Below are 2540 nucleotides of genomic sequence, written 5' to 3'. Positions count from 1 at the left end.
CAATATCAACAAGATATGACAAGCTAGCAAGAAATTACGCCAGTATGGTGTCACTGGCGTTTATGTTAATGTGGCTGCCGATGTATTGCTGAGCAACATTTGTACAGCAAAGATCAACAGACCCTAGAAAAAAGGAAAAATGATTTTACTCTGCTAACTAAAGAAATACATGAAGAAGCTAGAGTTATTGATTTACTGTTTTTTGGTGAACATAAATACCTAGAGGCAATGCGTCTTTCTGCATTAACTCATCATATTTCGAAACATATACAAAGATATTTTAACTTAACCATCCATAACCGAGATATAAATGCTATAGAGGTTTGTAGGGATAAAACATTCGAACATTTCAAGTTAATTAACTCTCAAATTAATGCTTATGAGAATAACATTTAAATACTCAAAAACTTCTGTTAGCTGGTTAGGTTTACTTTAGCATGATGAATTACAATATTATTGATAATCAGTAGCCAGATATTACATATCTGTAATAGGACTTGTTGCTATTCCTGATTAGAATTGATTTTGTTACGCTTGAGCTAGATGTAAAGCCGCACTGGGGGATCCCCTCATAATTTGGGTCTTCCAGCGTCATGAACTAAGTTTATATATTCTATTAATGCCCAGCGAAAAATTGTCTCCTTTACCGGATATTTGTCTCTTTTGCGTACTTCCTTTCCAAGTCTAACAATTGATAGCACAGCCCGCTTTCTCACTGTATTGGCTTGAAAATATCTTTGCCATCCAAGGTGTTGTGCCGCTAACCCAATACACCACAACACGATTTCAGCCAGCATAGAGATGAGCAGCAATACATCATATCGCTTTGGACAACGGCTGCGGCTTTGTCTGAGGCCCATGCCATATTGCGGACTTTTTAAATCGCGGAAGGTTTCTTCAATTTGCATTCGTTTAGCATATATATCGACGACCTTTGAAGGGCCAAAGTAGTCCGGCGGTAGATTTGTTGCGAGTAGCCAAGGCTCTTTACTCCCTAAGCTGTAACTCTTTTGTGCGGTGTGATTTCGCCCAGCTTTAGAAGAACGTTTATCCTTACGCAGCTTAGGTTTAGCTTTAAACAAGTGCAGGTAACATTGTAGCGGAGACTTGCGCGCTAACTTGACGCTACCCATGTATTTCGCGGTTGAATTCGCTTTAGGATAGAGGGATTTATTTGACTGCCATGATGTTTGGCCGTTGAGCATAAAACTGACATCACCGCGAACTCTACCTAGCCAATACCAGCCATGGCGCTCGACTTCCCTAAACCAAGTATTGCGATAACCTGCATCGGTGACGATGAGCGGGCAGCATCCTGGCGGCAATACGTTAGCAAGCTCAGCTAAGAAAGCGTTATGACTGCGCGGGGCATTGTAATCTTCAAATAGAAAAGTGCGTTCGTACAACGTAATGGAGCGACCTTTAACACTGATTGATGCGCGTAAGGTCATCATTCGCAGTTGCTCGCGTACATCAGACCAATCCACAAGAATAATGGGCATCGGATTTGCGCCGCAGAGATACTGTGCATGCCATTGATAAATAGCGAACTTATCTTTGACAACATGTAGATTTCCGAGCAGTCGGTCAATGCGCTTGATATTGTGTTTTGGTGCAACGTTACCCGTTATGTTCCGTCCTAACTGGGTTAACGAGAGTTGGTTGCCATCGAGTAAAGACTCAGTAGCAACCATCAGAGAATTAAGGCGTTTTTGGTGTATTTGAGGGCATTGTTTTTTGAGTAAATCGTGTAATATGTCGATATCACGCATGATGTTGGATCTAGTAGGTTTTTGGCGAAATTGATTAGATCAAACAGCATCATGCGTGTCTACTTATTTGAATCCCATCGAATTTATCTGGGGATTCGCTAGAAAGCCGCATTAATTACACTAGTTGTTCTACTATTTTCTGTCCAGAATACATCATGAAAAGATTGTAACGTTGAAAAGGAGGACACACATGTTTCTAAGATGAAAAAGTGCACCTCTAAAGCATCTACTTGAAAATGGAAATTGATAGTGCAAAAACTGGCTAAAAAGTACACAGGAATTAACGAAATTAAGCACTCTCATGGAAGTGACCGTTGGCGGCATGGATGCCGCCGTCGAGCCCTCAGGGATGAGTTCATGGCGTGTCACTGGAATGAGAGTGCTTAATTGTAAAGACGGACTTATAGCCTCAAAAAAGAGTAAAAAGAGTAAGGACATCCACATATTTTTAAGGTTAAAAATGAATATATGTCCTGATGTGTCGACTTGAAAATGGAAATTGATAGTGTGAAAACTAGCTAAAAAGGTACACAGGAATTAACGAAATTAAGCACGCTCGTGGAAGTGGCCGTTGGCAATTTGCTCTGTCGGCTTTATGCGAGAAAAAACTACGCTTGCCTTAGTGGTTGAACCTATTGAACATGTACTGGTCAACCCAAACTGGACACTTTTACTTGAGAATTTTCAAACTCTACCGGTGACAGATTGTCATTAGCAGAATGAAGTCGCTCCAAGTTGTAATATTTCATGTAAGCCGTCACATCTTGC

Annotated in this window: 3 protein-coding genes and 1 pseudogene; 2 read left to right on the top strand and 2 right to left on the bottom strand. The window is 40.7% G+C overall.

Annotation, left to right across the window (positions count from 1 at the left end; genetic code table 11):
- Both ACRN9H_RS19530 and ACRN9H_RS19525 read left to right on the top strand, forming a co-directional pair.
- A pseudogene (locus ACRN9H_RS19530) lies at positions 1–92 on the top strand (IS5/IS1182 family transposase); the annotation flags it as partial.
- A gap of 7 nt (positions 93–99) precedes the next feature.
- Complete coding sequence (locus ACRN9H_RS19525; protein ID WP_432315864.1) at positions 100–396, top strand: hypothetical protein; 297 nt, start codon at positions 100–102, stop codon at positions 394–396.
- A 173-nt stretch (positions 397–569) separates the two neighbouring features.
- Here the strand turns inward: ACRN9H_RS19525 and ACRN9H_RS19520 are convergent, their stop codons facing one another.
- The gene (locus ACRN9H_RS19520) at positions 570–1772 is read right to left on the bottom strand and encodes an IS4 family transposase (protein ID WP_432315862.1); all 1203 of its coding nucleotides are present in this window, start codon (positions 1770–1772) and stop codon (positions 570–572) included.
- 650 nt (positions 1773–2422) lie between these two features.
- On the bottom strand, positions 2423–2540 hold a 118-nt coding region (locus tag ACRN9H_RS19515; protein ID WP_220733647.1), incomplete at its 5' end, for an IS3 family transposase.

Source organism: Shewanella sp. MF08487, assembly GCF_050848685.1.
Lineage (GTDB): Bacteria > Pseudomonadota > Gammaproteobacteria > Enterobacterales > Shewanellaceae > Shewanella > Shewanella glacialipiscicola.
The sequence above is the reverse complement of the archived record's forward strand: the minus strand, read 5'-3'. Positions and strand labels throughout refer to the sequence as shown.